The sequence below is a fragment of the Catenuloplanes atrovinosus genome (genome assembly GCF_031458235.1).
In the GTDB taxonomy this organism is placed as follows: Bacteria; Actinomycetota; Actinomycetes; order Mycobacteriales; family Micromonosporaceae; genus Catenuloplanes; species Catenuloplanes atrovinosus.
On sequence record NZ_JAVDYB010000001.1, the window covers coordinates 1,261,782 to 1,287,470 of the forward strand.

At 75.8% G+C, this 25,689-nt stretch carries 12 protein-coding genes (1 of these 12 cut by a window edge); 7 read left to right on the forward strand and 5 right to left on the reverse strand.

Annotated elements, in window-relative coordinates; genetic code table 11:
- The 7 genes from J2S41_RS05300 to J2S41_RS05330 all read left to right on the forward strand — a co-directional run.
- Nucleotides 1-10,003 carry the 3' portion of a WXG100-like domain-containing protein gene (locus J2S41_RS05300; protein WP_445343917.1) on the forward strand. It extends 33,911 nt beyond the left edge of the window, so 10,003 of the gene's 43,914 nt are visible here — the last part of the coding sequence; its start codon lies beyond the left edge, outside the window; its stop codon occupies nt 10,001-10,003.
- Nucleotides 10,004-10,037: 34 nt separating this feature from the next.
- A complete protein-coding gene (locus J2S41_RS05305) occupies nt 10,038-10,664 on the forward strand; it encodes a hypothetical protein (protein ID WP_310363749.1) in 627 nt (208 codons plus the stop codon).
- Nucleotides 10,665-10,785: 121 nt separating this feature from the next.
- Entirely contained in the window at nt 10,786-13,188 is a 2,403-nt protein-coding gene (locus J2S41_RS05310) for a right-handed parallel beta-helix repeat-containing protein (protein WP_310363752.1), read from the forward strand.
- 67 nt (nt 13,189-13,255) lie between these two features.
- The gene (locus J2S41_RS05315; RefSeq protein ID WP_310363754.1) at nt 13,256-13,783 is read left to right on the forward strand and encodes a sigma-70 family RNA polymerase sigma factor; all 528 of its coding nucleotides are present in this window, start codon (nt 13,256-13,258) and stop codon (nt 13,781-13,783) included.
- 166 nt (nt 13,784-13,949) lie between these two features.
- Nucleotides 13,950-15,974, forward strand: a complete 2,025-nt coding sequence (locus tag J2S41_RS05320) for a hypothetical protein (RefSeq protein ID WP_310363757.1) — start codon at nt 13,950-13,952, stop codon at nt 15,972-15,974.
- Nucleotides 15,975-17,191: 1,217 nt separating this feature from the next.
- The gene (locus tag J2S41_RS05325) at nt 17,192-18,538 is read left to right on the forward strand and encodes a discoidin domain-containing protein (RefSeq protein WP_310363759.1); all 1,347 of its coding nucleotides are present in this window, start codon (nt 17,192-17,194) and stop codon (nt 18,536-18,538) included.
- Between the two features lie 204 nt (nt 18,539-18,742).
- Nucleotides 18,743-19,117, forward strand: coding sequence for a zf-HC2 domain-containing protein (locus J2S41_RS05330; RefSeq protein WP_310363761.1), 375 nt, complete (start codon nt 18,743-18,745; stop codon nt 19,115-19,117).
- On the opposite strand, the gene J2S41_RS05335 is transcribed toward J2S41_RS05330, so the two are convergent.
- From J2S41_RS05335 to J2S41_RS05355, 5 genes are all read right to left on the reverse strand, one after another.
- Complete coding sequence (locus J2S41_RS05335; protein WP_310363764.1) at nt 19,114-19,827, reverse strand: GntR family transcriptional regulator; 714 nt, start codon at nt 19,825-19,827, stop codon at nt 19,114-19,116. The genes J2S41_RS05330 and J2S41_RS05335 overlap by 4 nt on opposite strands.
- Before the next feature lie 53 nt (nt 19,828-19,880).
- Nucleotides 19,881-20,702 carry a helix-turn-helix transcriptional regulator gene (locus J2S41_RS05340; RefSeq protein WP_310376296.1) on the reverse strand — a complete coding sequence of 274 codons (822 nt, stop codon included), beginning with the start codon at nt 20,700-20,702 and terminating at the stop codon, nt 19,881-19,883.
- Nucleotides 20,703-21,008: 306 nt separating this feature from the next.
- Nucleotides 21,009-22,127, reverse strand: coding sequence for a carbohydrate binding domain-containing protein (locus J2S41_RS05345; RefSeq protein WP_310363767.1), 1,119 nt, complete (start codon nt 22,125-22,127; stop codon nt 21,009-21,011).
- A 73-nt stretch (nt 22,128-22,200) separates the two neighbouring features.
- The gene (locus J2S41_RS05350; protein ID WP_310363768.1) at nt 22,201-23,454 is read right to left on the reverse strand and encodes an ATP-binding protein; all 1,254 of its coding nucleotides are present in this window, start codon (nt 23,452-23,454) and stop codon (nt 22,201-22,203) included.
- Nucleotides 23,455-23,569: 115 nt separating this feature from the next.
- On the reverse strand, nt 23,570-25,681 hold the full coding sequence (locus J2S41_RS05355) for a primosomal protein N' (RefSeq protein ID WP_310363771.1): 2,112 nt from the start codon (nt 25,679-25,681) through the stop codon (nt 23,570-23,572).
- Nucleotides 25,682-25,689: the final 8 nt, after the last annotated feature.

Below are 25,689 nucleotides of genomic sequence, written 5' to 3' on the forward strand. Positions count from 1 at the left end.
CGGCCTGACCGACGCCGACCTGCCGCTGTTCAAGACGTTCCGGGACGACGGCGTCCCGCTGGAGCTGCTGCACGCGCTGCCGGACGGCCTGCTCACCCACGCGCTGGACAAGGCCCGGCTGAAGCTCCTGGCCCGTACCGACCCGGACCGGGCGGCGGCCGAGCTCGGACTCCGCGACGGGCTCGCGCTCCGCACGCTCGCCACCACGCTCGGCATCACCGACCCGGCGTACCTGACCGTGGTCGCGGACCAGGTGCGCGCGGCGGCGGCCACCGCGAACCACGGCACGGTCGAGGCCCGGCCCGGCCGTACCGAATGGATGCGGCTGCGTGCCGACGACGGCACCTGGGGCGACTGGCGGCCGCGGGACGCCGGCGTGGTCGAGGCCACGCCCGCCGACCGGATCGAGACCCGGGGCCCGACCGTCACCGAGCGGCGCGGACGCGAGCCGGACGGCACCTGGGGCGCGTGGCAGCCGGTGGAGCACGGCCAGGGGCGGGCGCTCGCGATCCAGGTGGAGCGGGAGAGCCGCGGCCAGGGCGAGGCGGTGGCGGCGCTGCTGCCCGCCGAGCTGCACGCCGACCGGCTCACCGAGGCCGGCCGGATCGGCCACTACGTGGAGATCTCCGGCCGGCTCGGCTTCCCGGTCAGCGACCTCGCCCACCTGCTGCCCTCCCGGCACCTGGAGTTCCTCGCGTACGACCTGCTCCAGGACGTGCCGCTGAACCGGGTCGCGGAGGCGCTGCGGCTGCACACCGACGGCGGGATCGCGCCGAGCCCGGCGCTGTGGGACAGCCTGCCGGCGAAGCCCACCCCGGCTCAGCGCGACGACCTGGCCGGCCGGCTCGGCGTGCCGCCGGAGGCGATCGACCGGCTCACCGGGTCGGCGCTGACCGACCCGGCCGCGCTGCTCACCGTGGCCGACCGGCTCGGGCTGGACACCACCGAGCGGGCGCGGCTGGTGGAGCTGGCCGAGACGACCGGCCGGGCGCCCACCGACCTCGGCTCGCTCGCGATGCGCGCCGGCACCACGCCGTCGACGCTGCTCGAGGTGGCACACGGCGTGGGCGTCGACCCGAGGCACCTGATGCCGTTCCGTGCGGTCCTGACCCGGATCGGCGACGCGGACGGCGTCGACCCGCGCCATGTGCTCACCGTGGACGACGCCGTGCACGAGCTGGGCTCCACCGCGGACGCGATGCTGACCGGGCTCGCCGACCGGTGGCGCCGGTCCTGGACGTTCCGGCTGGCGGCCATGGGCCCGGCCGGTACCGGCCGGTATCGCTTCGATCCGGCGGCGGTGCAGACGCTGATCATGGACGTCGGGCAGGCCGACGGCGAGCTGATGCATGAGCGCATCCATATCGCCCGGGACCTGCGGCCGCGGGTCACCGAGACCTCCGAGGCGGTACGGACGGCGCCGGGCCTGGACGCGGACACGGAGCGGCAGGTGACCGCGCTGACGTCGTGGGCCGCCAAGCAGGACGACGTGGGCCGGATGGCACACCAGATCCGCGAGTCCACCGCTCGGCTCCACCGGCGCGACGCGCAGACCGCCCCGGCCCTGGACGCGATCCGGGCGCTGTCCGGCACCGAGGCCGGCGCCGCGCGGGTCACCATGGTCGAGGCGGCGCTGCGCGACCGCGACGCGGCGCGGGCGGAGCTGGACGCGGCGAGCCCGGCCGACCGGGCGAATCGGAAGCGGCTGGAGCTGATCTACCAGCGCCGGGACGTGCTGTTCGCCCGCGCGCTGAGCGGCGCGGCGGCGGACGCGCTCCGGGGCCGGGCGGCGACGCTGGCCGAGCCGGACGCACGGCAGGCGTTCGAGCGGTTCGCCGACACGCTCACCGCGCTCACCGACGCGTACGCCGGCGTCTCCGACATCTCCCCGGTGGACGTGCTGGTGGAGCAGATGACCGCGGCCGAACTCGAACTGCGGCTGGACGCGCTGATCGAGGGGCACAGGGCAAGCCGGTCGTCGGTGCTGCCGGAGCCCAACGCGGTGCACCCGCGCTGGCAGGACCGGGAACGTGCGGACCGCGCGGCGGAGACCTGGCTGCCCGCCTGGTGGACGGCGGAGTCCCGGCTCGGCATCTCGATGCTCGACTTCCTGAACGACTTCGAGGACGTCCGGGCCGGGGTGGACCACCGCGCGCTGCTCCGCCTGGCACACGAGCTGTCCGTCGAGGTCAGCGACGTGTACGAGCTGGTGAGCAAGGACCCGGTCCGCCGGGTTCCGGTCGAGCTGCCGGAGACCGCCCGCCGGCTCGGCCTGGACCGGCCCGCGGACCTGCTGGACCTGGCCACCCGGTGGACGGTCGACCCCGCGCTGCTGCGGGCGCTGGACCCGGAGGCCGTGCGTGCCGAGGGGCTCGACACGGTGGCCGCCCGGATCGAGGCCGAGGCGGAGCGCCACATCACGGACGTGCCGGCTCAGTGGGACCGCCGGGGCCACCGCGACACCGACGCCGAACTCGGCAAGAAGGTGGCGCAATACCTGGGCCTCGCCGCGGACGAGGGCATCCTGGTCGGCGCGCCCGGTGTGGACGGTGCCGCGCCGCGCGGGCCGCAGCCGAGCGCGTCCCGGCCGGCGCTCGCCCGGCTCACCGGCGCCGGCGCCGCGAACGTGGCCGTGCCGGAGCCGGCTCCGGCACGGCCCGCCCCGTCGCCGAGCCCGTCGATCCGGTTCGCGATGCCGGAGCTGCCGATCATCACGACCGGTACGGCCGGGCTGCCGACGCCCGTGGACTCCTCGGTCGACGACGCCTCCTCGGAGTCGTCGGGCGACGTGGCCACGGATCCGGGCGCGCAACACCCGGAGGACTCCGACGGCGAGACCCTGTCGCTGGCGGACGACACCGAGCCGCTCACGGACGCGCCGGCGCAGACCGGCGCCGGCGACGACACCGACGACGTCCCCGGCGCGCAGCAGCCGGAATGGGACGTCGAGTGGAACGTCGACGAGGACGGCATCCCCGGCGAGCAGATGCCCGAGTGGCCGCTCGAGCCGGACGGCGCCTTCAACGCCGGGATCGTGCCGGACATCGCGTTCGACGGCGGCATCGTGCCGGACGGCGCGGTCCCGGGCGTCCGCCCCGCCTCCCTGGCCGACTCCCTGGACCTGGCCGGCCGTTCCCGCGGCGGCCGGCGGCCGCACGTCACGGTCACCGAGGCCCAGCGGTGGGCCACGGTCATCGACGCCGCGGTCACCGAGCTCCAACTGGACCGCTCCGCGATCGCGGCGCTCGCGGCCGAGCTGGGCGTGTCCCGCGACTGGGTGGCGGCGTACTCGCTGCGCATCGGCCGGGTCCCGGCCGACCTGCCGCGGGTCGCGGCGGACCTGCGGGTCGACGATCCCGGCGCGTTCTTCGCGCTCGCCGCCACGCTCGGCCGGCCGCCGTCGTTCTTCGCCGGCGAGGACCTGTCCGCGCTGAACACCGCGCCCGTGGACGACCGGTTCGCGCCGGTGGCCGAGCTGCTCGGCGGGCCGCACCCGGAGACCTGGGACACCCCCGCGCCGGACGGTTTCGGCGACCACCTGTGGGCGATCCACCGGGCCACCGGCGCGGTGCCGGAGGACATCATCCAGCAGGCCCGCAACGCGCGAATGGACGTGCGCGACCTGGCCCGGGCCGCGGCCGAGCTGGGCCGGCCGCCGGTGGTGGTCGCGATCGCGGCGCAGACGCTGTCGCTGGCCGGCATCCAGCGCTTCCACGAGCGCCCGGAGAACGTGGGCGAGCGCCCGCGGCCGGGCGAGCCCGCCACCGAGCCGAACCCGCAGGCCGGACCCGCGTGGGAGGGTGCGCTGATCCTGCCCACGATGCCGGACGAGCGCACCGGCGGCGGAGACGTCCGCGCCGACCGGCTGATCGCCGCGTTCCCCGGCTGGGCCGACGAGCTGCACCGCCGGTTCACGATCACCGAGGCGGACATCCCGTGGGCGCACAAGCACCTGCGCCAGACCGGCCAGACGCTCGACTCGCTCACCCGGATGTCCGACCAGCGCGGCCTGGCCCGGGTCCTCGGCTGGCGCCTGGACGAGGGCCGGATCACCCCGGCCGTGCTCGACGACCTGGCCACCCACCCGGTCGGCGGCTACGACGCGCTCGTCGCGATGAACGCGGCCGACGAGATCATGCCGGACCTGCGGCTGCCGATCCACCCCGGCATCCCGCGTCCCGAGGGCGTCACGATCCGGCTGCCGATCGACGACACCGTACGAGCGGACGAGCTGACCGCGCGGCACCCCGGCGTCACCGTGATCGAGGGTGAGGGCGGCCGGTACGCGGAGTTCGCCCCGGCCCGCATGCCGGACGGCTGGGAGGGCCTGGAGAGCCTGCTCTCCGACGCCATGACGCGCGACGAGTTCGGGCGCCTCACGCACGAGCCCACGTACAGCGTCCGGATCGACACCGGGTACGGCGCCGACCGCGACGCGTACCTGCGGCTCGCCGCGCTCTACTTCGGGCACCTGCCGCAGCTCGACCGGATGATGCTGCTGCCGAACATGGACCTCGACGAGGCCGCGCGGGCCGGCTACCCCTCGTTCGAGGACTTCGTGGCGGACAACAGCCGGCCCACCGACCCGATGCGCGTCGACCCGGAGCGCGGCACGGTCACGTTCGAGGTGCCGTGGTCCGTGCCGTTCACCGTGCAGACCACCACCACCACGCTCTCCGCCATGGTCGGCGCGGCCGGGCGCCCGGAGACGGCCGCGCTCACCGCCGGCCGCTGGTTCGAGGCGCCGGGCGAGGTCCACGCGTCCTCCACCCTGGACCGGGCGCTGTCCGACCACGAGGCCAGCGGGCGCGACCTGGTCGGGCTGGTCCCGCCCGGCCCCGGCCAGGCCCAGGCCGCGCTGCTGTTCCACCTGTTCCCCGGCGAGCACCCGGCGGAGGACAGCGGGCCCCGGCCGCCGGCGTCGCTCGGCCCGGTCTACACCGACCAGCCACCGGCCGACCCGGCCCGGGTGCTGGCCCGGGACCCGGAGACGGCCGGCCTCGCCGGGCGGGTCGGCGAGCTGGACGCGCTGGCCGACCTGATCGGCGCGCGGGCCGGCGTGACCGACCGCACCGAGGTGCTGATCGGCCTCAGCGCCGGCCGGGCCGGGCTGGCCGGGCTGGCCGACAGCGACCTGACGGTCGGCGAGGCGTACCGGCGCATGCTCGACCACCGGATGCCGGCACCGCCGGCGCTGCTGCGCGCCGCGTACCGCAGGCTGGCCGCGATCGACGCGATGCCGGAGCCGGACCGGACCCGGTGGATCGACGGCGCGCTGCGCAACTACCTGCGACACCGCGACGCCGTGCTCGGCAACGAGTCCACGCTGCGGCAGTTCCTGACGCCGCCGGAGCCGGACGGCCGCGCGCCGGAGCAGGTCGCCGAGTGGCTGGACCGCCGCGTCACCGCCGGCCTGCATCCGGTGCCGGAGCTGGACGACGCGCGGCCGAGCGGCCTGACCGGCCGGACCGGCCCGGTGACCGTCACGTTCGCGGTGAGCCTGCCGGTGATGCCGACGCCGGACCCGTGGACCTCCGTCGACGTGGAACGCCGCGCCGCGCTGATCGAGGCCGCGGTCGCGGACGCGGGCCTGACCGGGCGCGTCGAGCTGGACATCGACGAGGACACCGGCCGGGCCGACGTCACGATCGCGGACCTGCGCGCCGCGGAGCGTCCCTGGGCGGACCTCGGCCGGGTGCTCACCGTGCTGCGCGGGCACGGCGCCCGACCGGTCGCGGACTCGCTCGCGGTCACGGTCGGCCTGCCCACGCCGGAGACCGGCGCGGCGCTGACCGCGCTCACCGACACGCACGCGGGCACGTTCACCCGGCTCGGCACCGACCCCGCGGCCGACGTGATCCCGGACGCGGACGCGCGCGGCGTCGAGATCGAGGACGGCGCGGCCACGTTCCGCTTCGGGCTCAGCCTGGACGCGGCCGTGCCACAGGCCCAGATCAACCTGGCGGTACGGGCGGTCGCCGCCGCGTCCGGGCCGGTCACGCCCGCGCCGCAGGTGGCCGGCCCGCCGCGCGCCGGCACGCCGCTGGGCACCTGGCGGCTCTACGACGCGCCGGACCCGGCCACCACCGCGCTGCTGGACCGGCTCTACGGCGACGCGCCGGACCGACTCCAGGCCGAGGCGCTGCTCCGCGTCACGCCGCCGCACCCGGGCCCCGGCCACGGTGGACTCCCGATCGGCCTGAGCAGTGCGGAGGCCGAGGCGATGCGCGTGCTCTCGCTCCAGCCGCAGGCCTCCCGGCTGGGCCGTACCGAGCACCCGGGCGCCACGCTCGCCACGGTCGCGGAGACCGTGCCGCACCTGCCGGCCCGGTACCTGGGCGAGAACACGCCGGCCCGGTTCACCGAGGGCTGGGTGGAGCGCGCCCGGGCGGCGTACCACTCCGCCGCGCCCGGTGCCGGTCAGGCCGCGCTCCAGGCGCGCGCCACCGCGGCCGGCCGGATGTGGAACCAGCAGCTCGGCACCAGCGTGCTCACCCTCGGCCAGTGGCGCCGGCAGCCCGGATTCGACGTGCCGCGACCCGGCCCGGCCGAGCCGGTGCGGGTGCCGGACACCGACGAGGTGGCCGGCGGCGTCCGGCGGTCGCTGGACGTCACGCGCGACCCGGCCGTGCTGCACGACCTCGCCGCGCAGCTCAGCGATGCCGAGCCGCACAACGCCGCGCTCGACCCGCTGCGCGCCGAGATCCGCGCCCGGCGGGCCGGCGCCGCCCAGCGCACCGGCCGGGCGGCCGACGACGGCACCACCGCCGGCTGGGACGTCCGTTCGGCCGGCGACGGCCCGGACGCGCTGTTCGAGGCCGTGCTGCACAGCGCCCACGCGCAGCGCGTGCCGCTGCCGCGCGGCGCCGCGACGCCCATGTCGATGCGCTCGATGGCCGCGGGGACGTTCCGCGCCAACGCGGGGACGTTCGACGGACTGCTGCCGGACAGCACCGGCCGCCTGCGCACCGACGACCTGCCGTACGGCACGCTGCTGGCGATGGCGCCCGACTTCCGCCCGGAGCCGCCGTCCCCGGAACGGATCGAGACCTGGCGCGCGGAGGTGACCGACACCGACACGCTCGCCGAGGCGGCCCGGCGCGACCTGCCGCTCGTCCTCACGCCGGCCGGCGCTCGCGACCGCATGCCGGACTGGACGCCGCCGGACCCGGCCGCCGCGGTGGATGCGCGGACCGCCCAGGACGCGCGCATCCAGCTGCGCGCCGAGGTGGCCCGCCGGATCGACGCCGGCGACCCGGTCGTCACCGACCTGCTGCGCCTGCTGGAGACCGCGGACGGCGTCGGCCCGGTGCACGGCTACCTGCGCAGCAACTCGCCGCTCGACGGCCTCAGCCGCGGGCAGCAGCTCCTGCGCAGCCTGCTGACCGGCTCCACGCTGAGCGGTGCCTCCATCGAGGCGCTGACGCCCGCGGTGCTGGCCCGCGCACTGAACCTGAACATCGTGCTGCACGAGAACGGGCACCACACCGAGCTGCTGCCCGGCGCGCCGCACACCGTCCACATCGGTCTGGAGGGGCAGCACGGCTTCCAGGCGCTCGTGCCGGCCCGCGACCATCTGCAGAGCAACCCGGAGGCGTTCGACGCGATCGGCGACGACATCCGCGATCTGGCCGGCGTGAACCCGATCGAGCCGCGCGACGCCCGGACCAACGGGGTGCTGCTGGAGCTGGAGCTCACGCTCCCGCCGGGCCCGGAGCGGACCGCGCTGCTGGCCGCCATGGCCACCGAGATCACCACCCAGCGCGCCGACGGCGACGACCTGATCGTCACGGTGCCGGACGCCGGCGACTACCTGCGGCTGGCCGCCGTGCAGGCCAGGCTGATCGCGGCCGGCCTGACGCCCAGCGCGTTCGCCGTGGTGGCGCGACCGGAGGTGGCGGCCGCGGACCTGGTCGAGACCGGGCGGCTGAGCGAGCCGGAACTGGCCCGCGCCACCGCGATCGCCGCCGGGCACGAGGCCACGCTCCAGCGGATGATGACCGTGGGCAGCGGCCGGCGCGGCCCGGCCACCGCGTCCGTGACGGTGTCCCACGACGGGGTACGCCTGGGTGCGCGCGGCGTCGGCCGTTTCGACCCGGCGACCGTGCTGGCCCAGTTCCGGGTGGCCGGCGGGATGCTCTCCACCGCGCGGTTCACGGCCGGCGAGCCGGATCCGGACTGGACCGCGGACCGCGGCCCGCGGCCGGGCGCGGACGTGACGCTCCCGGCCCGCCGTCTGAGCGACCTGTTGTTCACCGACCCGCGGGACCAGCGGGACACGGCCGCGCTCTACCACCTCGGCCGGTGGACCACCACCGCGCCCGCCACGGCCGCGCCGGCAGTGCCGACCTCGATCCGCCGGCAGGGCGTACCGTCCGAGAGCCTGGCCGGGATGGCGGACCGCGCGGCGCCGCCGCCGATCCCGCCGGAGTCGCGCGGCCCGCGGCGGCGGCCGGCCGGCGAGGGCCCGCGCCGTGGACCGCTCGGCGACGGCCGGGACGTGGCCGGCGCGCTGCCCGCGGACCGCAGCGGCTGGAAGACCATCGGCCGGAGCCGTGGGCCGCGCGCGATCACCCGCCGGTACGGCTGGATGGAGGCGCTGCGCCCGGCCCTCACCGCGGCCGGCACCTACGCCACGAACTGTGTCTTCGCCGCGATCGTCACGGACATGGCGCTGCGCACCGGCGGGAAGGGCCGCTTCGAGGCGCCGCCGTCGTTCGCCACCGACGTGGATCTGATCTCCTGGTACGCCGGCGCGCCGCTGCGCACCATGCGGCGCGGCTACGCCGACGTGCTGGCCGAGATGGGCGACCCGGACACGCCGGTGGGCACGCAGGGCATCGTGGTCGTCGACGACCCGGACGGCGGGGTGAGCCACGCGTTCAACGTGGTCCGCGACGCGGTCGGCGTGATCTTCCTGGACCTGCAGAACGGCGGCGAGGCGACCGCGCCGCCGAACCCGGGCGCGGTGCGCTTCGTCCGCACGCCCCCGGGCCTTCCGTTCACGTTCACCGAGCCGCCCGAGCCGGCCGCGCCCGAGCCGGCCGCGCCCGAGCCGGCCGCGCCCGAGCCGGAGGCGCCCGCGCCGGGGACGGCCGCACCGGAGACGGCACCGGAGTCGCCGCTCACCGTGCCCGCGGAGGAACTGCCCGCGGACGGCTTCGTGGCGAACCCCGGCGACTTCGCGGCGGTCCGCGAGCACGTCAAGCAGCGCATCGAGGCCGGTGACGACCCGATCGCGTACCGCGCCGCGGACGGTGCACTGGCGGGCGCGGGAAGTGCCGCCGAGCCCGCGCTGTCGATCAGCCTGCACCTCGGCGAGGCGGCGCGCGACGGCATCGGCCTCGCCGACCTGACCGAGCGGCTCTGGTCGCCGGATGCGCTCACCTACGACGGCACCACCGGCACGCTGACCATCGCGCTGGACGACACCCGCCACTCCTGGAACGACCTGCGCACGGTCGTCCGGCACCTGCGCGGGCAGGGCATCGGCGAGGCGGATGCCACCCTCACCGCCGGCCTCGGCCACCTCGACCAGGACCACGCGGCCCGCGACCACCTGGTCACGCTGGTCGGCTACCACCGGGACATGCTGGAGTACATGATGCGCGCGGACACCGCGCCGCCGGCGCCGGAGAAGCCGGTGCCGGACGAGAAGGCGTCGTGGCCCATGCCGGTCGCCACCGAGGACCTGTTCTCCGTACCGTTGCGGGGCACGCGGTTGAATCTGGGTGTGCTCCAGGCGCAGGCGCGCGTGCTGCTGGCGCTGCGCGCCACCGCCGAGCGGTACGCGGAGAAGAAGGTGCCGGTCGGCACGCCGGTGACCGCGCCGTTCGTCATGCCGCGCACGGCCTGGTTCGGCTCGCACCCCAACTGGCACCTGGGCGAGGAGGAGGAAGAGGACCTGCGCGACACCGAGCGGATCCGGCGCCTGCTCGACCTGCTCTTGGCCGAGCTGCGGGACCGCCGGGAGGCGGCCGTGCTGTACCACCTGGGACGCTAGTGACGACGCATCGCACAGAAGGGCGACGGGCGAGATGACGGACGCGGAGTACGAGTACCGCTACCAGATGGTCTACGAGCAGGGCCGTAAGCGGGTCATGTCGGACGATCCGGCCGAGCTGCTCGACCACCTGATCCCCGGCTACCTGGACCTGCCGGAGGAGCTGCACCCCGCGCTGCGCCTCAGCCACGCGGAGGAGTCGGTGCACCGGCTGCAGCAGCGGATCAACGTGGCGTTCGGCCTGGACGAATCGGACCCGGAGCGGTGGCGCCTGCTGACCACCGAGCGCACCCGGCCGCCGGCGATCGAGGCGTGGTCCGGGCCGGTGCCGCTGGTCCTGGTCGCCGCGCACTACGCGCCGCACACCGAGCTGCCGCGCCCGCGCGAGGAGGACGGCCGGATCGTCTGGCTGGACACCGAGGACGACGACTCGTACCTGCGCAGCGTCGCACTGGCCGGCGACATCTTCCTGGCCATGCGGGTGACCGACGAGCCGGAGCCGGTGGACGAGCCGGAGGAGCCGGAGACCCCGGAGAACCCGGAGACGCCGGAGCCCGCGCAGGTCACTCCGCCGCCGCCTCCGCCGCCGAACCTGCCGCAGTGGTCCATGCCGTTCTCCACGGCGTCGTCCGGCCCGGCGGGGGATGTCCCCCTGAATTAGCCGGGTCCGCGCGGCCCGCGTCGACGCTGCCGCGCGCCGGGTGATATGACTGACCGGGCGAAAATCCGGTATCGGGCCCGGGTACGGCGTGCCGAGACGGGTTACGGAGGTGTCAGCCGGCGTGAGCAGTAGGAAGATCGTCGTTTCGCAGTCGGGTGGTGGCTACCGCTCGATCCGGCAGGCGATCGAGGCGTCCTCCCCGGGCTCGCTGATCGTGGTGCAGGCCGGTCACTACCAGGAGAACCTGCTGCTCGATCGCGTGGTCACGATCGCGGCCGAGGACGGCCCCGGCTCGGTCAAGGTCACCGCGCCGAGCGGGCCGGCCGTGGTGCTGACCGCGGAGTCCGCCGCGCTGAACGGGCTGACCATCGAGGCCGCCGACCCGCAGAGCCCCGCGGTCGTGTTCGAGCAGGGCCAGCTGGCGATGACCGAGTGCGACGTGTCCTCCGGCGCCTGGGCCACCATCTTCGTGCTCGGCCGCGCCTCGCTCCAGATGCGCAGCAGCCGGGTGGGCAACACGGTCGGCGCCGGCGTGGTGGTCACCGCGTCCGCCGGCAGCGTGCTCGACGACTGCACGCTCGACCAGCTCGGCACGTCCGGCGTGGTGGTCGGCGAGAGCGGCGTGCTCCGGCTGCGCGCCAGCACGGTCAGCCAGGTGCAGGGCAACGGCGTCTGCCTGAACGGGCAGGGCACGATCGACATCGAGGACTGCGAGATCATCGGCGCGGTGAAGCCCGCGCTCGCGGTGGAGCAGCAGGCCGGCGCCGCGGTGCGCCGGCTGTCCATTCGCGACGGCCGCGGCATCGGCGCCTACCTGGCCACCACCGGCAGCGTGTCCATGGAGGACAGCCGGATCAGCGGCTCCGGCCACGACGGCGTCTTCGTCGGCAACCGCTGCGCGCCCCGGCTGACCCGGCTGACCGTCTCCCGGTCCGGCCGGCACGGCATGCGGTTCATCGGCCAGTCCGCGGGCGTGCTGGAGCGCTGCACCGTGCAGAACGCGAGCGAGGCCGCGGTCAGCCTGGACGAGCGCTCCAACCCGGAGTTCACCCGCCTGGAGATCGAGGGCGGCAAGGACGGCGTGCACCTGGAGGGCGGCGCCGACCCATACCTGCGCCAGGTCCAGATCGTCGACATCAGCGGTACGGGCATCCAGGCGACCGGCGACGCGCGCGGCAGCTTCGAGAACGTGACGATCGACCGGTGCGGCGGCACCGGCGTCTCCGCCTCCGGCGGCGCCCGCACCTCGATCAGCGGGCTGAGCCTGCGCGCCAGCGGCGGCCCCGGGCTGAAGGTGCTGGACGCGGCGCTGACCTGCGCGGAGGGCGACTTCGCCGGCACCGGCGGGCACGGCGTGGAGGCGGGCGACGGCGCGGAGCTGTCGCTGTCCCGCTGCCGGGTGCGTGACGGCAAGGCGTCCGGCGCGGTGTTCACCGCCCGGTCCGCCGGCACCATCAACGACAGCGAGTTCACCGGCAACGCGGGCGACGGCGTCTCCGTGGAGAGCAACGAGATCGTCCGGCTGCTGGACGTGACCGTGCGGGACAACCGCGGTGCGGGCCTGCGCCGGGTGGTCGCGTCCGCGGACACGGTCATCGTCGAGGGCCTGACCAGCAACCGCAACGGTGAGCCGGACGTGGAGACCCTGGCGGTCACGGCCGGTGAGGGCGGCGCCGCCACGACGGCCACGGAGGAGCGCGCGCCGGCCGCGCGCGCCGGCGACCCGCTGCAGGAACTGCTCGGCCTGGTCGGCCTCGCGGGCGTCAAGGCCGAGGTGTCCTCCCTGGTCAACCTGAACAAGATGTCCCAGCGCCGCAAGGAGGCCGGGCTCTCCGCGCCGCCGATGGCGCGTCACCTGGTGTTCGCCGGCCCGCCCGGCACCGGTAAGACCACGGTCGCCCGGCTGTACGGCACGATTCTGGCGGAGCTGCGCGTGCTGCGCTCCGGGCACCTGGTCGAGGTTGCGCGCGCGGACCTGGTGGCGTCCATCATCGGTGGCACCGCGATCAAGACCACCGAGGCGTTCAACCGGGCGCTCGGCGGCGTGCTCTTCATCGACGAGGCCTACACGCTGAGCAGTTCCGGCCGGGGCACCGGGCCGGACTTCGGCAAGGAGGCCATCGACACGCTGGTCAAGCTGATGGAGGACCACCGCGACGACGTCGTGGTGATCGCCGCGGGGTACACCAAGGACATGAAGCAGTTCATGGAGACCAACCCCGGTCTGGAGTCCCGGTTCAGCCGGACCATCGAGTTCGAGAGTTACAGCGCGCCCGAGCTGGTGACCATTGTGGAGAACCAGGCGGTCAAGCACGATTACGTGCTGGACGAGGAGCTCCGCGCGGCCCTGCACGACTACTTCGAGGTCATGCCCAAGGACGGTACGTTCGGCAACGGCCGTACCGCCCGGAAGGTCTTCGAGCGGCTGGCCGACCGGCAGGCGACCCGGCTCGCCATGGCCACCGGCATGCTCACCGACGAGGACCTGCGCCTGCTCACCGCCGCGGACCTGACTGACCGCTGACACAGGTTACCCGCGAGTCATGGGGCCCCTGAGAGGCGTCCCGGGCGGGCATGGCACGGTAGGCGTCGTGAACGTACGGGAGCAGTCGCCGATCGATGGTGACGCATGGCTGAGATCGCTGCATGCCGATCACGGCCCGGCGGTGTATCGATACCTCACCGGCCTGACGCTCGGCGACCGCGCGACCGCGGAGGACCTGCTGCAGGAGACGCTGCTGCGCGCCTGGCGGCACCGCGCGGTGCTGTCCCGGGACCCGTCCGGCGTGCGCGCCTGGCTGTTCACGGTGGCCCGCAACCTGGTCATCGACGCGGGCCGCGCGCGGCGCACCCGGCCCGCCGAGGTGAGCCCGCCGGACCTCACCCAGGTGCCCGCGTCCGGCGACGCCATGGAGCGCGTGCTGACCGCCGGCGTGGTCCGCGAGGCACTGCGGCGGCTGAGCCCCCGGCACCGTACAGTCCTGGTCGAGCTGTACTTCACGGAGAACCAGGCGGCCGACATCGCGAGCCGGCTGGGGGTCCCGGAGGGCACCGTCAAATCGCGTGCCCACTATGCTCTGCGCGCGCTGCGGCAGGTGCTGCGCGAGATGGAGTCGTAAGGAGCCGCGCAGCTCAGCGGTACTGACCGGTAACGTTGATGAGCGAACTGTCCTCTCATTGACAATTGATTTCGCCGAGTCGAGTATGTGGTGATTCCGGCGTGAGGTGCAGGGTGGAACTGAGAGGTCCAAGAACGATGGGTCTCGTGCTGGTGGTGCCGCGGCGATGACGCTGCCCGGGCATCTCTTCCCCACCGCGCCGCGCCGTGGCACCGCGAGCGCGCTCAACTGGGTCGGCGAACACCTCGCGGTGGTCGGCCCCGACCCCGGCGGCGCGATCACCTCGATGGCGAGCCTGCTGCCGGCCGAGCCCGGCGTGGTCACCGTCGTCGGCCAGCTCGCCGGCCCCGCCGACTGGGCGCTGATCACCGAGGTGCTGCCGATCGCGGTGCCGCCCGGCGCCGCGGCCCGGCTGGCCGTCTCCGGCGCCGGCATGAGCACGGCGAAGGGCGCGCCGGCCGCGGACCTCGCCGCCCAGCTGCAGGCGGACGTCTACGCGCCGAACGGGCAACTGCTGCTGGTCCCGGGCGGCGGCATGTTCGCGGTCGACGAGTGGCGCTGGTTCACCGCGGACGGCCAGGTCCGGCAGGGCGGCCGACGGCACCCGCGCCCGGCCTGGGAGGCCGAGGCCGACATGCTGGTCCGGCACGCCACCCCCGGCATCCGGGCGTACGCGATCCCGGCCGGCATCTGGCTGTTCGCCGACGTCCCCGGCATGCCCGACCCCGACCTGGACGACCTGGTGCTCGCGGTCCCGATGGACATGGAGCGGGTCACGGTCGTGATCGGCCGCCCCGGCACGCCACCGCCCGGCGTCGACGCCTGCCTGTCCGTGATCGAGGCGCTCGACCCGTCCATGGTCCTGGCCCCCTACGGCGGTACGGCCACGGAGGCGCTGCGGATCGCCGAGATCATCGCGGAGCGCTGGGACCGCCCGGTCGAGATCGCCACCGGACTGCCCACACTGGACGACGAGTACCGGCTGGTCTCCGTCGCGGTCGACCCGGACGGCGGTAGCTGGTGGACGCCCCCGGTGTCCCGGCTGCGCTGCGTGCCCGGCGTGCCACCGGCCCCGGCCGGCCGTCTGGACCTGCTCGCCGACCTGCGCCCGGCCGGCCCGGACGCGTACCGGGTGAACGAGCGCTGGGTGGTCGAGCCGACCCAGTTCGGCCTCTGGGTACGCCCGCCGTTCGCCGGCCAGCACGTCAGCGAGGTCCGCCGCCGCGAGTGGCAGCCGGACCGGCTGGTCATCGCGGTCGGCCTGCCCGGACTGCCGCTGCCCGACGACGTCCTGCCGGTGCTGCACGCGCTGCTCAACCGGCTCACCGACGACGTGCGCGCCCGTGTCGAGTTCGTCCCGGAGGAGCTCAACCACCTGGTCGAGCCGGACTCCGAGGACCGCCCCGAGCTGGTGCTGGCCGCGCAGCGCTCCACCCCGCCGCGCTGGTGGCGGCGCGACGACCGGCTGTTCGCGGTGCTGCTCACCGTGGACGGCCCGACCGGCATGGTGCGCACCGACGCCGGCGAGGTCGAGCCGGGCCAGCTCGGCGACATCATCGCCACGCACCGCGACCCCGACCCACGGCCGGTGCTGCTGGTCGCGTCCGCGCCGGTCGCGCCGGAGGTCGAGCAGCACCTCGCCGACCAGCTCCAGGCCGTCACGATCGGCCGCCGCGCGGACGGCTGGTGGGCCAGCACGCCCCGCCGGATCGGCCGCGAGGACCGGCCCGGCGTCAAGCTGGAGACCGGCTTCCCGTTCTCCGACGACGACTTGGACGCCGCGCTCACGCCGCCGCGCGCCGTGCCGCACCGCGCCCCGGCGCACCCCGCCGACGAGGAACCGCTGCTCTCGCTGGCCCCGTCGCCCCCGGCCGCGCCGGCCCGGCCGCCCGGCGCCCGTACCGTGGTGGTGCAGCGCGGCCCCGACTGGCGACGGCCGTTCCGGCTCGGCGGCCAGCCGGTCACCGCGTGGGAACTGGCCCTGACCGTGGCGGAGCGGCGGCCTGGCTGGGTCGGCGAGCGCGACGTGATCTGGCTGGAGGCGGGCGAGGTGGCGGAGCCGCTGCTCCGGCTGCTGGCCAACTACCTCGGCGCGCCGGTCGGCGCCCGCGCCCGCCTGGTCCCCGACGCGTCACCGGCCGCCCGCGCCTCCGGCTGGTGCGCCGTGCGACCCCGGACCCCCCAACCATGAGCGACCCAACCGGTACGGGCACCACCGCGTCACCGGGCAGGAGAGGCACCACCATGGCGAAGTCCGACCGCGATCCGACCCCGGAGAGCGGCCACACCCCCACGGCCCCGACCCCGGTCCCACCGGCCACCCCGGCGGACCAGGCCCCCGGCGCCCCCACCACCACCACGCCCGCGAACCGCGCCGCCGAGGCGGCGGACCGCCCGGCACCGGCTCACCCCGGCCCGGCCGAGGACCGCGTCGTCCCGGCTTCGGGCGGCGCCGGTTCGCCTGCGGGCGGCGGTGCGGCGCCTTCGGGCCGCACCGGTTCGGCTGCGGATCGGGTTGTCCCGGCTCCGGGCGGTGCTGGTTCGGCTGCGGGCGGCGTTGCGGCGCCTTCGAGCCGCACCGGTTCGGCTGGGGATCGCGTTGTCCCGGCTTCGGGCCGCACCGGTTCGGCTGGGGACCGCGTTGTCCCGGCTTCGGGCGGTGCCGGTTCGGCCGGGGATCGCGTCGTCTCGGCTTCGGGCGGTGCCGGTTCGCCTGCGGGCGGCGGTGCGGCGCCTTCGAGCCGCACCGGTTCGGCTGGGGACCGCGTTGTCCCGGCTTCGGGCCGCACCGGTTCGGCTGGGGAGCGGGTTGTCCCGGCTTCGGGCCGCACCGGTTCGGCTGGGGAGCGGGTTGTCCCGGCTTCGGGCCGCACCGGTTCGGCTGGGGAGCGGGTTGTCCCGGCTTCGGGCGGTGCCGGTTCGGCCGGGGATCGGGCTGCTGCGGCGTCGGGCCGCAGCGGTGCGGCCGGGGAGCGCACCACACCGGCTTCCGGTGGTATGACCGGGCCGGCGGGGTCTCCGGTGCCGGCCGCCGAGGCCGAGAAGACCGGTCAGCCGCGAGTGCCGGCGCGGTCCGGGCCGGCGGGTGCCGATCGGCGGGTGGCTCAGGCGCGTGGCGCCGAGGCGTCCGGGGCGGGTGACGCGGAGACGGGCGAGAGGGCCGCTCAGATGCGCGGTACCGGACGGTCCGGGGGAACCGGGGGCCAGGGCGCCGACCGGGGCGCCCAGGGCCGTGGAGCGGACGACAGGCCCGCGCAGGGCGGGCAAGGCGCGACCGGGCCGGCCGACAGTGGCGGCCATCGTCGTGGGCCGGCGGACAGCGGCGGTCATCGGCGCGGGCCCGGGGCCAGCGGCGGTCAGCGGCTGCGTTCGTCGGACAGCGGCGGGCATCCCACCGGACGCCCACCGGTGCAGCGCGCCGTCGCGCTGAGCGGCCTCCCGCCCTACGTCGGCCCGGCGGCCGACCCGGCCGACGGCCCGGTTCCGCCGGCCGCACCACAGCCGGCGCCCGTCCGGCAGCCGCCGCCCACCCCACCGCGGCAGACGCCGCCGCGCCAGGCGCCACCGGCGCCGGCCGGCCAGATGCCACCCGCGCCGCCTCACCAGGCGTCGCCCGCGCCGGCCGGGCAGACACCGCCCGCGCCGGGCGCGCAGACACCGCCCGCGCCGGGCGCGCAGACACCGCCCGCGCCGGCCGGGCAGACGCCGCCCACGCCGCGGCGGCAGAGATCGCCGGAGCAGGCCGCCGCCGGCCAGGCGCCGGACGAGGCGGCCGGGCGGCCGGGCCCGGACCGTGCGCCGGTGGTGCCGGTCCAGGCGGCCGAGTCGCAGCGGGCCACGGCGCAGAACCATCCGCCGACCTTCGCGGCGGCGGGCGGTGCGTCCGCCGCCGGGGCGCCGGTGTCCGGGGGGCCCACGTTCGCCGCGCCCGGGTCCGTACCGCTGTATTCGGATCTTGAAGAGGAGGACGCCACCCGGTCGCTGCCGAACGCCGTGCCGCCGGCGCCGCCGGCGCGGCGTACCGGGGAACGGTTTCGTCCGTGGCTCGTGCCGCTCGTGCTGGTGGGCGTGATCGCGGTGGCCGCGGCCGTGCTGGGCAGCCGCGTCCCGGGCGACGACGCGTCGACCGCGCCGCAGGCGACGCTCGTGCCGGAGACCGGCACCGTGATCACGCTCGGGCCGCCGTCGCCGGCCACCACGGCCGTGACGCCGAGCGGCTCGCCGTCGCCGTCCGTCTCGCCGTCGTCCACGGGCTCGCCCGCGCCGTCCGCGTCGGGCGGTGCCAGCGCGGCGGCGCCGGTCGCGCCCGCGCCGGCCACGTCCGGCGCGCCGAAGGCGTCGCCGCCGGCCGCCGGCAAGGTGAACTCCGGCGGCGCGAACCTGGCGCTGGGCCGCCCGGCGGTGGCGTCCAGCCTGGAGGATGACCGCTGGCCGGCCGGCGCGGCCGTCGACGGCGACATGAGTTCGCGGTGGAGCAGCGGATTCGCCGATCCACAGTGGATTCAGGTGGATCTGGGGCAGACGTGGGCGGTCACCACCGTCGACATCTTCTGGGAGCACGCCTACGCCACCGCGTACCGGGTGGATCTCTCCACCGACGGGCTGGCGTGGAAGACCGTCTACACCACCAGTTCGGGTACCGGCGGGGAGGCGATCGTCCAGGCGGGTGGCGCGGCCGCACGGTACGTGCGGGTCTGGGGCACCGCCCGCAACGGCCAGTACGGCTACTCGATCCTGGAGCTCCGGGTCTTTTAGCCCGGCTTTCCGACTTCGCCCGTTCGCGTCCGTCTCGGTCCGAATGGAGGCTGCGCGTGTCCGAGTAGGTGGAAGGGGGATTACTTTCACCGAAACGTCGAACTGAAGGCTCGTATCCGCCGTTAAAACGGCGACCGCTAGTTACGAGCAAAGGCTGAACGCTATGGGCACCAAGGGACGCCGGGTTCCACGACGGGCGCCGCGATGACCGACGACCGCTGCGTTGACGACGATGCCCGGTCCCTGCTCGGTCTGCACGTGCTCGGCCGGCTGACCGAGGCGGAGGACGAGTACGTCCGGTTCCACCTCGACGACTGCGGGTCCTGCGGTGTCGAGCTGGCCGGCCTTCGCCAGGTCACGGCCGCGCTCGACCTGCTGTCCCCGGCGGACGTCGCCGAGCTCCTGGTCGCCGATCCGGCCGAGGACGCGTCCGACGCGCCCCTGCCCGAGCTGCGGGAGTTCTGCCGCTTCGTGATCTACCGCTCCGCGCGCCGCTATGGCCGCTCACCCGCGCGCCGCGGGGGCGCCGGCGGGCGACCGGCCACCCAGCTTCCGCCCGGCAGGCCGAGGAAACGCTAACCGGGCTCCGCGAACAGTCCGGTGTGCTGGGGCAGCCGTGTGATGAACGCCTGTAGTCGCCGGTGATGATCGGCGCACACGCTGATCAGTCGGTCAGCGTCGTGCGCCGTGAACGCCGCCAGCATGCCCGCGTGATCGGCGTGCAACAGCGCGCGCTCCGCCGCGTCCAGGTGCGACATCGGCTGCAGCGGCTCGGTCATGTTCCACGCCGTGCCGAGCATGGTCAGCAGCCGCCGCATCCGGCACGGCTCGATCAGCGCCAGGTGGAAGCGCCGGCTCTCCCGGTGGTGCGCGCGCCCGTCGCCCTCGTGGACCGCCCGTTCCAGCGCCGCGTGCGCGACCCGGGCCCGTTCCACGTCCGCGGCGCCCGCGCGCTCGACCGCCACCCGCAGCGCGGCCGTCTCCAGCGCCTCCCGGACCAGGTAGATCTCCGCGAACTCCTGCGCGGTCATCATCGCCACCCGGTACCCGGCGTGCGGACGATGGTCGACCAGCCCCTCACCGATCAGCGTCATCAGCGCCTCGCGCACCGGGATGCGGCTCACCCCGAACGCCGCCGCCACCGCGTCCACCGGGATCGGCGTGCCCGGCGGCGTCTCGCCGTCCAGGATGCAGGCGCGCAACTCGTCCAGCACCGCCGGCTGGGCACCGGCCCGCAGCCGCCCCGCCAGCCGCGAGACCAGCACCGACCGATGGCGGGGAGCCGACATGCCCCGACGATATTCCGGCACCGTTATCGGCAGGTTTCCCGCCGAGCCGGTGATCAGCGATCGGCCGCCAGCCGCCGGAGCTTCCGGTGGCTCTCGCTGCCCGGCACGGCGGTGTAGACCAGCAGCGAGTGCGACTGGTCGGCGTCGATCAGCGTCTGGCAGTCGACCTCCAGCCGGCCCAGCTCCGGGTGGACCAGGCGCTTGACCGTGTGGCGGCGGACGCCGACCCGGTGGTCGTGCCACAGCGCCCGGAACTCCTCGCTGCGCGCGAGCAGTTCCTCGGCCAGCCACGCGGGCCGCGAGCCCGGCCCGCGCCGGGTGGCCAGCTCGCGGGCGCGGGAGGCGAACAGCCGGGAGATGAAGGCGTGGTCCTCCGGTGCGTACCGCTGCCGGGCGTCGGGATCGGTGAACCACCGGTACGGGAAGCTGCGCGCCGGGCCGGTGTAGCCGGTCGTCTCGCCGAGCAGCGCGACGCCGAGCGCGTTGCGCCGCAGCGTCTCCCCGAGCTCGGTGACGATCTCCGCGGGTGTGTCGTCGAGCCGGTCCAGAATCCGCAGCAGCCCGGGTCCGAGGTGGTCGCCGGAGGCGCCCCGGGCCGGCGGGCTGTGCCCGGCGAGCCGGAACAGGTGGTCGCGCTCGTCCGGCGACAGGCGCAGTCCCTGCGCGATCGCGGCGATGAGCTGCGGTGACGGGTGCGGCCCGCGTTCGCGTTCGAGCCGCGCGTAGTAGTCGGCCGACAGGTGGCAGAGCACGGCGACCTCCTCCCGGCGCAGTCCGCCGGTCCGGCGGCGCTGCCCGCCCGGCAGGCCGACGTCCTCCGGCCGCAGCGACGCCCGGCGGCGCCGGAGGAACTCGGCCAGCCCGGCCCGGTCGATCGCCACGCGGTGCTCCTCTGCTCGGCGTCGCCCCCATGTCTACCGGTCGCGCGCCGGCGCATCCACGGCCGGTCGATCCCCGTTGAGCGGTGACGGGGACGGGTCCGCGACCCCCGTTTTCGCCGCGGAACCGTCCTGCCTCGCACTCTCCAGGGCGCCGGCAGCGGTGCCGCCGGCGTCCGGGTGTAGTCCATCAACCGGTCCGGTGCGCGGTCAGCGATTCCGCAGCAGATCGGAGGAATCGCGACTTCTCGGCAGGTCAGGGCGGGTCCGGACGGTGCCGGTTCCGGAGGATTCCGGAGCGGTTCACGCCCCCAGGTCGGTCAGCGTCACGTCGGTCATCTCGACGCGCATGGCCGGGTTCCCACCCAGCTGGAACGTCAGCTCGCTGGTGGCGCTGGTGTGCGTGCCGAGGAACTCGTAGGTGTACGTGCTCGGCTGCGCGCCCACGGTGAACTCCTTGTGCAGCGACGCCTTGTACGGCTCCTCGTTGTGCTGCACCCGCACGCCCAGCGTGGTGTCGAGGTTCGCCGACGCGGTGAACGTCAGCCGGTAGCGGTGGCCCGTCGTCACCGGCAGGCAACCGCGGATGACGAGCAGGTACCACGGCTCCCGCCCGGCGCTCGCCTGCGCGACCGCCGCCCAGCGGTGGGTGTCGAAGCGCTCGAACGTCACCTCGTCCGGCTTGTCCGCCCACCACGCCTGCGACGTGCGGCTCTGGCCGTCGGGCAGCGGCAGCTCCAGCAGGTCGCCGCCGGCGGCGGGCGGCGTCGCCCGGCACGGGGACGCGGCGGCCGTGGCCGGGACGGCGTCCTGCCGCGGCAGCCCGGTCGCGATCGGCCCGCCCGCGTCCTGGCCCGGGCCCGGTCCGCCGGTCAGCGCCCAGGCCAGGCCGCCCGCGGTCACGCTCAGCACCGCCACGACCGCGGCGGCCAGCAGCGGCCAGCGGCGGCGCCGGGCCGGCTGAGGCCCGGCCGGCCGGAAGCGGTTGTAGCCGGGCGGCACGTCGAACCCGGCCGGCGGCCCCTCGGACCCGGCCGGATCAGGAGCCCCGGAGACCGGAGCGGCGGAGACCGGAGCGGCGGAGACCGGAGCCTCGGCGGCGCCGGAGTCCGTGTCCGGACCGGCCGGGGCCTTGCGGCGCAGGGACTTCTGGAGCTCGTAGACGCGGACCATGGTGTCGTGCCGGGTGCGCCACTGCGCCACCGCGGCCGCGTCCCCACCGCAGATCTCGACGACCGGCACCACCATGCGATCGAACGACGGCGGCGTCTTCACGGTGCCGGCCAGCACCGCGTACACCTGCGAGTCGCTCATCGGATGCCGGCTCACCACGTACGACCGGGTCTGCCCGGACGCCCGGACAAAGGCGTCGAGCTGCCCGCAGAAGTGCCGTACCGGACTTTCCTGGCTCTCCGTCGTCATGCCACTCCCTGCTTACGAATACGGCCGAACGACATCGTAGAGTGACACGCCCATCGATGTCCGTTCCGCCCGCTCAGGCCTCCGGCGCCGCCACCTGCCACAGCGCGCTGACCGGCATCGCACGCAGCCGCTCGCCGAACGGCAGCGTCGTCGTTCCGGTGTAGAGCACCACCCCGGCCACGAAGTCGTCACCGAGCCGGTCCTCGAGGCGCCGTAGCCCGCGGAAGTCGTCGGACCGGACCGTCGAGGCGGCCTTCACCTCGATGCCGACCACCTGTCCGCGCCGGTTCTCCAGCACGGCGTCGACCTCCACCCGGTCCCGGTCGCGGTAGTGGGACAGCTCCGCGAGCTGGTCGGACCAGGTCAGCTGCCGGGCCAACTCGGACAGGACGAATCCCTCCAGCAGCGGCCCGAACGGCGCGCCCGGCCGCAGCAGCGCGTGCGCGTCCATCGCGAGCTGCTGGGCCGCGATCCCGGAGTCGACGAAGACCATCTTCGGCGCCTGGGTGGCGCGGGTGCCGAGGTTCCGCGACCAGCCCGGGATCTGCTTGATCAGAAAGATCTCGTCGAGCAGCTGGAGATATCGGGCGATCGTCGGCCGGCTCAGCTCCAGATCGTTCTCCAGGCCGCGCACGATGGTCGCGGACCGCGCCGCGAGCAGCCCGATCAGGCGGCGCAGCTGCGGCACCCGCTCGATGTCGGCGAGCTGCCGTACGTCGCGGTCGATCAGTGCCTGCACGTAGCTGTCGAGGAACCGCCCGCGCCGCCGGGCGTCGGCCCGGGCGACCGCCTCCGGCATCCCGCCGCGCACGATCCGGGCCGCGTAGTCCGCGCGGCCGATCGCGGAGTCGTGCCGGAGCGCCGGGCCGAGCGCGAAGATCGCGTCGACGAACCGGTCGGGCGTGCCGTCGATCTCGCCCTGCGAGAACGGCCACAGCTCGACCGTCTCCATCCGCCCGGGCAGCGCGTCCGGCAGTCCGCGCAGCGCGAGCAGCCGGGAGGAGCCGCTGAGCAGGAAGCTGCCCGGCCGCGGGTCCGCGTCGACCGCCGCCTTGATCGCAAGCATCAGGTCCGGGGCGCGCTGAATCTCGTCGATCACCATCAGACCCTCGAACTCCACGAAACCGACCGGGTCCGCCAGTGCGGCCTCCCGGTCCTGCGGCAGATCGAGGTCGCGCCGCTGCGAGGCACGGGCGCCGGCGACGACGGTGACCAGCGTGCTCTTGCCGGACTGGCGGGCGCCGTTGACCAGCACCACCCGGGTGTCCTCGAGGGCGGCGTCGACGAGCGCCTGCGCGCGTCTGGGGATCAGATCAGACCTGGCCACGCGCTCATCGTACGGCTCAATCTTGCGTCGCGCGACCGTGGATCTTTACACTTGCGGGCCCATTGACTTTACATTTGCGGACGCCGCGTCTTTACCGCCGCGGGCCGCGGGCCGGTCAGAAGAGGTCGTGCGGGTCGATCTGGACGCGCACCGGGTGCGGGGCCTTGCGGGCGCTGCGGACACCGGCGGCCTCGTGCAGCGCCCTGGCCAGCGCCACCGCGGCGCCGCGGCGCACCCGCACCAGCATGCGCTCCTGGTCGTCGGCGGCCGGGACCGGGCCGAGCAGCTCGGCGTCGTCCGGCAGGCGGGCGGTGTCGAGCAGATCGGCGACCGCGTCCGGCGGGCCGGTGAGGCTGGCCATCCGGGACGCGGGCGGGAACGCGAGCTCGCGGCGCTCGGCCAGCTCGCGGGCCGCGTACCAGGCCGGGTCCCAGCGCAGCAGCGCCTGCACGGCCGGGATGCCACCGTCCGCGACCACCACCACGCGGCCGCCGTCGCGGTGCGGGCGGGCCAGCGCGGCCGCGGTCAGCCAGCGGCGCAGCGCCTCCTCGGCGGCGCGCAGGTCGGCGCGGGTGAGCAGCGCCCACGTGTCCAGCAGCAGCACCGCGCCGTAGCCGCCGTCCGCGACCGGCTCGGCGCCGGGCGTGCACACCACGACGGCCGGCTCCGCGGGCACCCGCAGCAGCACCTCGTCGCGGCCGGACGTGCGGACCGGCGTGCCGGGGAACGCACGCCCCAACTCCTCGGCGGTGCGGCGGGCGCCGATGATCGACGCGCGCAGCCGGTGGCCGCCGCACTCCGGGCAGGTGTAGTCCGCCGCCACCCGGCCGCACCAGCGGCAGCCCGGCACCGCGTGCGACGAGCGCAGCTCCAGCGGGCCCTGGCAGTGCGCGCAGCGGGCCGGCGTGCGGCAGCTCACGCACGCCACGGACGGCAGGTAGCCGCGCCTGGGCACCTGCACCAGCACCGGCGCGCCGGCGCGCAGCGCGCTCCGCGCGGCCTCCCAGGCCAGGCTGGGCAGCCGGGCGGTGGCGGCGGCCGGGTCGCGGGCGAGCTGCGGGTCGTCGCCGATCGGCGTCACGTGCGGCGCGCGGGCCCGGATCGCCTCCCGGCCGCCGGTCAGCTCGTGCGCCCAGCCGGTCTCGACCAGCAACTGCGCCTCCGCCGTCCGGGTGAAGCCGCCGGCCAGCACGGCCGCGCCGGTCAGCTGCGCGCGGGTGAGCAGCACCTCGCGCGCGTGCGGGTAGGGCGCGCGCGGCTCCGCGTGCGAGTCGTCGCCGTCGTCCCAGATCACCACCAGGCCGAGCGCGTGCACCGGCGCGAACGCGGCGGCCCGGGTGCCGATCACCACCGGGACCTCGCCGCGCAGCGCGGACAGGAACGCCCGGTAGCGCTTGGCCGGGCCGAGCGAGGCGGCGAGCGTGGCGTGCCGGCCGGGGCCCAGCGTCCCGGTCAGCGCGGCGTCCAGCCGGTCCAGGTCGCGCGCGTCCGGCACCACCGCGACCACGCCCTGACCGGCGGCGACGGTCACGGCCGCGGCCTCGGCGATCCGGCGCGGCCAGTCCTCACCGGGCACCGCGGACCACACGGCCCGTGGCGCGCGCCGCTCGCCGAGCGCGGACAGGAAACCGGGACCATGCGGGTACGCGGACCAGCCGTCCCCGGCCGCGGCGGGCTCCGGTCGTACCCCCGGGTCGTCGATGTGCCTCGGCGGCTCCTGCTCGGCGCGCGCGTGCCGGGCGGGGACGGCCAGCCGGAGCACATCGGCCAGACTCCCCGCGTAGCGCTCGGCGACCGCCCTGACCAGGTGCGACACCTCGTCGCTGAGCACCCGCTCCGGGGAGACCAGCCGGTCGATGAAACCGAGCTTGCCCTCGTGCGTGGACTCCGCGACGCGCTCCAGCAGCCACCCGTCGACGAGCTGACCGGCGAACCGCACCCGCACCCGCGTGCCCGGCCGCGCGGTCTCGCCCAGCTCGGCCGGGACCAGGTAGTCGAACGCGCGGTCCAGGTGGGGGAGCGGCACATCCACGCAGACCCGCGCCACCGGCAGCGTCTCCGCGGCCTCCCGCGGCGGTTTCGGCTTCGGCGCGCGCGACCGCCCCGGCGTGCCGGCCGGGGCCGCGGCCCTGGAGGCGACCGCGCGCGCCGCCGCCGCGCCGCCACCGACCGCGTCCGCGGTCAGGGTCAGCCCGTCCAGCGACAGCTCCGCCGACTCGTCTCCCACCACAGAAT